Source organism: bacterium, assembly GCA_023145965.1.
GTDB lineage: Bacteria > UBP14 > UBA6098 > UBA6098 > UBA6098 > UBA6098.
The window spans coordinates 1-7162 of the sequence record JAGLDC010000065.1 but is presented as its reverse complement, the minus strand read 5'-3'; the positions used below and the strand labels follow the sequence as shown (position 1 = coordinate 7162).

General features: G+C 44.8%; 7 protein-coding genes. All 7 read right to left on the bottom strand.

Annotated elements, in window-relative coordinates; genetic code table 11:
- Positions 1-292, bottom strand: a 292-nt coding sequence (locus KAH81_06535; GenBank protein MCK5833312.1) for a hypothetical protein, incomplete at its 3' end; no start/stop codon positions are given.
- A gap of 61 nt (positions 293-353) precedes the next feature.
- Positions 354-929: a TetR/AcrR family transcriptional regulator gene (locus tag KAH81_06530; protein MCK5833311.1), complete on the bottom strand. Its 576-nt coding sequence runs from the start codon at positions 927-929 to the stop codon at positions 354-356.
- 304 nt (positions 930-1233) lie between these two features.
- Positions 1234-2148 carry a patatin-like phospholipase family protein gene (locus tag KAH81_06525; GenBank protein ID MCK5833310.1) on the bottom strand — a complete coding sequence of 305 codons (915 nt, stop codon included), beginning with the start codon at positions 2146-2148 and terminating at the stop codon, positions 1234-1236.
- On the bottom strand, positions 2145-2576 hold the full coding sequence (locus KAH81_06520; GenBank protein ID MCK5833309.1) for a TetR/AcrR family transcriptional regulator: 432 nt from the start codon (positions 2574-2576) through the stop codon (positions 2145-2147). The genes KAH81_06525 and KAH81_06520 overlap by 4 nt, the downstream gene beginning before the upstream one ends.
- Before the next feature lie 759 nt (positions 2577-3335).
- Positions 3336-3617: an RNA-binding protein gene (locus tag KAH81_06515; protein ID MCK5833308.1), complete on the bottom strand. Its 282-nt coding sequence runs from the start codon at positions 3615-3617 to the stop codon at positions 3336-3338.
- Positions 3618-3924: 307 nt separating this feature from the next.
- The gene (locus KAH81_06510; GenBank protein MCK5833307.1) at positions 3925-6723 is read right to left on the bottom strand and encodes a hypothetical protein; all 2799 of its coding nucleotides are present in this window, start codon (positions 6721-6723) and stop codon (positions 3925-3927) included.
- 37 nt (positions 6724-6760) lie between these two features.
- On the bottom strand, positions 6761-7162 hold a 402-nt coding region (locus tag KAH81_06505; GenBank protein MCK5833306.1), incomplete at its 5' end, for a hypothetical protein.

Below are 7162 nucleotides of genomic sequence, written 5' to 3'. Positions count from 1 at the left end.
AGATTTCGTCCATCTCCTTAAACTTGCGCGTGATTTCGTCCACACGGGTCAGGTTTGCGTGGCTGAATGCGTCGTCGCTCTCCAGCGCGACCATAGCCAGCGAGTTCCCGCCGAATTTTTGGCCGACATCGTTGAAAAGCACCACCAGCGGGTCGTCCTGCGGCAGGTAGCTGAGAATATCGCTGTTGATTGTGAGATTTTTCAGGAAATAGCCGAAGAACAGCGTGGCGAGAAGTGTCGCTACTATTATCGGCACACGGAATTTTAACACTATTTCGGCGAATTTACGCATTTAATACTCCTTAATAACATTAGACCATTTCGGTTTTTTGTTCGATTCACGGTGAAAAAAATTATCTTTTCACAATACCGTTGAATAAAATCTCCAGTAGGTTATCGATGTTCTTTTCTATCTCATCCACGGAAATTTCTATCGTCCAGGGATATTCCAATCCTTTTAGCGCCGAGATAATTGCAAATGCGGTCAATTCCACATCGTCTATGTCAAAAACGCCATCCTTTACTCCGACCTCTAATATGGCTTCGACCGTTTCGATTTCTTCGCGGAAGTTTGCCTCACGGGCTTTTTCAATGAACGCATAGTGCTCCAAATACTCGTTTCTGAGCGCATCGTAGATGTTTGCCAATTCGCTTAAACACTGCATTCTCGTTACAATGAAAGCCTTCATTTTATCCTGCGGAGTATTCTCTCGCTCGATTGCTTCCCTCGTTTTGCCGCTCAAAACCTGGCTTTCCTTCTCGATAACCTCACGGAAAATATCCTCTTTGCTTTTGAAATAATGATAGAGAGATGCTTTTCCCATACGGGCGGCTTTCGCTATTTCATCGACAGTCGTTTTCAGGAAGCCGAATCGCGAAAACAGCTTTTGGGCGGATGCGATAATATTTTCTTTCTTTTCCAAATCCATTCCTTCCGTTTGTTCCTACCCGATTAGAACATTCGACCAAATTCGTTCTGCGTTCCAAAATAGGGACAAAAAAGAGTTTATCAAGGTCTTTTTTAAAATTTATTTTTAGCTTCCCACAGCGCTTCGCGATATCTCAACACTTCCTTTGTTGCCGGGTCGGCACTCGCACCGCTCGATGTGCAAGCCCTGAAAAATCGGGTGTTATTATTGGGGGGTAAGGGGTTAGGGGAAATAGCGAAAAGAAGGCGATATGCGCGACTTCTCAGGTATGATTACTCTACGCAGAGCGTCATTTTAGAAGCTCCTATAGGGATGTTGGAGCTAGAGAATTCAATTTATTTTTATATTCTTCAATGCTTTTTATAGCGGCATGCCGGCCAATTTCAACTAATTCTTCAGCTTTGTAAAAATCAAAAACATCACATGATTCCCTGGATACATTTATTAAAATGTCCGGTGGATATTTTTCTATTATCATTTTTGATATTTGATAAGTTAGCAAACCAACTGTTTTGTTCATAAGGTTAAAGTATCCAAATTTCTCATTTTTTACTTTCGGATTAATTTTATTCAATTGATTTTGAAATGTTTTAATTGTTTTGAGATATTTTGATTGTTTTTTATCTTTTTCTTTTTTTGTAATAGGTGGCTTATATACAGGAATATCAGCATTTACATGAACTACAACTAGTATATCATCTTTGGTTCTTTGAGCATGATTAATAGGAACAGGATTAATAACGCCTCCATCTACAAGTAAAGAATTTTCTGTTTTTACAGGTGTAATCACGGTAGGTATCGCAATTGATGCCCTTACTGCCTCATAAATACTTCCTTTTGTAAAAATTACTTCTCTCTTATTTGTAATATCTGTGGCTGTGGCTACATAATGAATTTTCAAGTCTTCAATATTTACGTCAGGAATAAATTCCTTCATAATTTTAAAAACTTTATCTCCTTTAACTAATCCTTGTGAACTAAATGTAAAATCAATAAGTTTAAAAACTTCTAACTTATCTAAAGTATATATCCAGTTTTTATACTCTTCCATTTTCCCAATAGAATAAACAGCACCTACAAAAGCTCCCATAGAAGTTCCTGAAATCGACTTAATTTCAAATCCTTGTTTTTCCAATTCTTCAATTACTCCAATGTGTGCAATTCCTCTTGCGCCTCCTCCAGATAATACCAGTGATATTTTGTTTTTTATTATATTCACACTACCTCCACGACCCAGATTTCCGAATAGCCGCCGTAACCTGTGCTGTTCTTCGCTCTACCTCGGAATGCGAATGTGTTGCCTTCAGCGAGTGGACCGAATTCGAAGAACGGCTCGTCGGACGTGGCGAAGACGTCCCATTCTGCGGGTTTCCAGCCATTCGACAGGCTCAGAGCAAGGTCGGGCGGCGCGGGCGATGGCGTTTTGCCGAACTCGATTGCTTCCCTCGTTTTGCCGCTTAAAATCTGACTTTCCTTTTTGACAACCTCACGGAAAATATCCTCTTTGCTTTTGAAATAATGATGGAGGGATGCTTTTCCCATACGGGCGGCTTTCGCTATTTCATCGACGGTCGTTTTCAGAAAGCCGAATCGCGAAAACAGCTTTTGGGCGGATTCGATAATATTTTCTTTCTTTTCCAAATCCATTCCTTCCGTTTGTTCCTACCCGATTAGAACATTCGACCAAATTCGTTCTGCGTTCCAAAATAGGGGCAAAAAAGAGTTTGTCAAGGTCTTTTTTTTTGCCTTTTTATCTTCCCGTTGCCCTATATCGCTTATCATTATTATATCGGATAATTCAATGGTATTTTGCGATTTTCGGTGTAAGTTGTTGTTCATCATCGCGTTTGTCTCCTGTTTCGCCGCGTGCGGACAGTCTTTTCGGGGTTGTTAGGGCGGTCGAGGCATGCCTCGATCCTACGATTCGGGTTCGTGTGCGCGAGTTCTATTTTGGTATTATAGCCTATCATTTTAAATTAAATAAAATATGCGCAATCGTGATTATCAATACAATTATTACAAAAAACATTTTCACAAGAGGCAATTTCACGAATCTAGCCCGATGGGGAAAAATCCCCTGCAAACTGCAGGCGGTGAGCGCGCTGATGCGGGGGTTGTGTTGCACGCGATATTTCGGTTTATGGCCATGCATATTATTTACGTAAACGCAAATTAATATATTGTTTTAATAAACGCAAGAAACAATAACTTATTAGTGGAAATATTTCGGTGTAGAGTTTGTGGGATTTTATAGAGGGGATTTTCGCGCGAAGGGAGAATTCTCTTGCTTTACTCGCCCCTTGTCATTCCCGATCGGGCCTGGAAATGACAATACAGAAACCGGGCAATAAAAAAAAGCGGGCTTCTGACCCGCCTTTTAAGATCCTATAATAACGGGATCTAACGTTAACGCCTGTCGCCACCACCTCGACTATCTCTCGAATTTTGACGAGGTTGAGACTCATTGACACGCAAGGTCCTTCCCTGGAACTCGAGTCCATTCGCGGTTTCTACGGCCTTGTCGCCCTCGCTTTTATCTGGCATTTCTATAAAGCCGAAGCCTCTCGATCTACCAGACATTTTGTCCATAATTACTCTCGCGGAGGCAACGGTTCCATACTGCTGGAAAAGTCCTTGCAGATCGTCGTCTGTTGCGTCGTAGGAAAGATTCCCGACATAAATATCCATTCTGTAATCCTCTCTTGTGCCATTGATTCAATATCCACCGGCCTCTCTGCCATGGCACGGGTGAGAGGTGGGTTTGTCGCAATCGACAAAAAAGCATACTAATGATATATAGTTATTAATGCAAGTGAAAAATAATCCTGTTTTACTTTTTCTACACTTTGAGAGATTCAAATACTACTCATACCCCAGTGCGTCGATTGGATTGAGCTTCGAGGTCCTCCGCGCCGAATATCGGCAACGGCCGACCGGCCGAGGCTGTGGAAACGAGGAGACACAGGCGGTCGAAAGGATGTCGGGCCTTGCATTATTACCGGCTGGTATTTTCGCGTATCGTTCCGCCGTTTTTGATAATACGGATACGACGCTTTTCAGGCAGGACATTTATACGGAACCCCTTTACCTGCCCTGGTGTGATGTCTATTTCGATAACGTCTTTTTCGAGATAGTAGCGTTCCGGGATATTATCCTTCTTTATTCTCAAAGTCCACTTGCCCGGTCGTAATCGCAGGAATTGGAACATCCCTTCGGAATCCGTAATTTGCTTCAACGTCTCTCGCCCGTCGGAAAGCTCGACAGTAACTCCCGCAAGGTCGCGCGTTTCGACCAACGACGTCCCTGCCTCATCGAGCGAATGCGCGTCGAAGTCGTATAATGTTATGAACCCCGAGATTGCCACGTCATCCGTTATTCCTATTTCGAGAGAAACCGTTTTCCCTCGTTTGACTATCACCGATATCGGCGATTTTTGCGAGGTTATTCGGTGCTTCCCAAGCCTCGATGTCTTAACTGTGAGATAATATTTTTTAGCGGTTACCGATTTGAATATGAAACTGCCGTCGTCATCCGTTACCGTTGTATATCCGTTTAGGTTGAGGGCGACGCCGGGTAAAGCTTCGCCGGTTTCCTCGTCGAATATACGGCCTTCGACTTCGCCCGTTCCGGTCTTCAAGCCTATCGGCAAACCGAACGGGATATTGTATTCCACGGTCAGGGCAGTCTCGTTCAAATCTGTGTTATCGTCGAGCGCATAACGTTCTTCGAGCGCGATGTCGAGATTGAACGGCAGGTGCAAGCAAAGTCCGCCGTCGAAGTAATTCCGTTCGCCGATGTGGTGTTCCAGAAAATAATCCCTTCTGCCGCCAGATTGCAAGTTCATATTGGCGGAAAGCCATTCGCCGATATGGAAAGAACCGTTTAATGTCGCAACAAAATATCGCCGATCGTCTTCCTCGAAAAGATCGTTATTGTGATATTCGAGTTGGAAGCTGAAGGTTTGTCCGTCGGTCGGTCGACAGTGAACGGAAAAAGAATATTTTTCGAGAGAAGAGGCGTCGCCGGTCGAGCGATCGATCGTGCTTCCCAACTCGACCAACGAGTATAGCGAAATAGGTTGGATATCGACGTTCTGGCCCAGACGCACCTTGAATATATCCTCTTTTTCCAGTGTAACCGGGGAGTGAAGAAGGTCTTCACGACCGCAGTATTCGTAAACGAGGCCGATGTTGTTCCCGATAAATGGACTATAGCTCAAAACGCCTTGAAAACGATTATCGATAGGCGCGGAATCGAACGAGTCGTCGATGCTAAGGTTGTCTCTTTGTCGATAAAAGTTCCCGTTCAATCTCAGGGTTTTCCAGATGGGAAGCGCGATATATCCGTCGATCCGTTCACGGTCGGTGCTGTATGATGAATAATCCGCGCCCGCACGAGTGTAATATACATTATAGGAAATCCATTTCTGGTTGCCGCTAAGTCTGGTGAAATAGGCGCTATTGTTTTGAGTGATATGTATCGGGGTCCGGATTTCCCTTTCGGATGCAAACTCGAAATCGATGCGGTTATTCTTGAAAAGTCCGATTCCGCAGTCGATACTACCGATTTCTCGATATCCGGTCTGTTTCAGAGTGGTGCCGGTATCGGTTTCGGCAGGATCGGATTCGTATTCTTTTCTGACATAATTGAACCCGATATTGCCTATTCCTTTAAAGGAATAACCGGCGTGTCCGGCGATTTTTTCTTCTTGATCGGCATACCAATTGGCCCTCTGATAATGCCCACCGATATCGAGGCCGAACATGTTCGCTCCGACCTGGATTCCGCGTCCGTAGGAGCCATCGGTCAAACGAGTAGAGGAAGCGCCGCCGTCGCCGATGTGAATATTGAGATGCTTCGCCCGAAGGCCTAATCCGTAGCTGCCTTTTTCATCGAAGACTTTTTCGGGAATTTCGGTGTAGAACTCGTTAAACGTCGCGTTATTACGTGTCTCCCGTCCTCTATAATGAAATTCGAGATCGACCTTCCCTCCACTGTCCAACGGCCCGGCACCTCGAATATCCGGGAAAAATCTATATGTTGTATCGTCATCAATGGTTATCCCTCCTCGCAACCCGATCTCGACCGGAAGTTTATGAACCCCCGAAAACAAGCGGGATTTGATTGGTATTACCTTAACTCTGCTCTCCGCATATCCCTTTACCTTTTCGCCTTTCGCAGTCAGCTCGATGCGATGTTCCGATTCCTTCTTGAGGTTTTCTGGGATTTCGACGTTCACCGAAACCCGTCTCGATTCTCCGGGTGCGAGAGCGAATTCCGATCTATCGACCGTGAACGGGAAATCTTCGTTGCTCTTCAGTTTCAACTCGATATGCCTAGTTGCATTGCTTTCGTTTTTAACGAAGAAAAACGCATCGTATTCGTCCCCGGCAATAACGTATTCCGGGGCAGCGAACAACTCCGCCCTAAGCCCTAAGACAGGTATGACTACAACCGTAACATTATGTCTATCTTCGTAATATGGATATTTAATTTTTGAACCGACCGAATAGGTTATCTCGTATTCCCCTGATGGAGTCCATTTTGGAATATGGAAATTTAGAAGCCGCAGATCGCTCTCGCCGGCGCCGAGCTTGAATGGGAAACCTCCGTTGACGATATTCCAGCCGTCGGGAATATCGACGTTCGGAATCAGATCGACTGTCCTCGCAGTCCTGTTCGTTATATTGAGTGGAACGGTAATCGTCCCGCCCGGTTTCGCCTCGAAAAAATCGCTCCCGGAAGATCGGACCTCGATACCGGACTGCGCTGCCGTGAGAAAGCCTGCACACAAAAAACACAGGCAAATGATATATAATCCATATCTCATCTCACTTCTTGAAATCCAGTGTGTAGTTCGCCCCAAAAACATAGTCGCCACCGCAATCGGCGATTATCAAGGCCTTGTATTTTCCATTTGGAACATCGCTGAGGTCGATAGCATATCTTCTCGATGAACCGGGGAGGATGGACATTTCGTCTCCCTCAAAAACACCGGTTCGGATTCCCTCAAAACTGAAAAGCTCGACGCTAAATGCTGGTTTCAGTGCCATTTCTCCGATATTCTCGATATCGACTCGAAGGCTTCTCGACCCGTTTTCATTGATAATCTCTGAACGGAGGAACTCTATTTCGCGCGATCCGGTATCTCCGATATTCGTCGTTATCTGTATTCCGGTGCGGGAAACAGACCTGACCATTATAGTCCCCTCCGAGGTTTCACTATCGTCGGG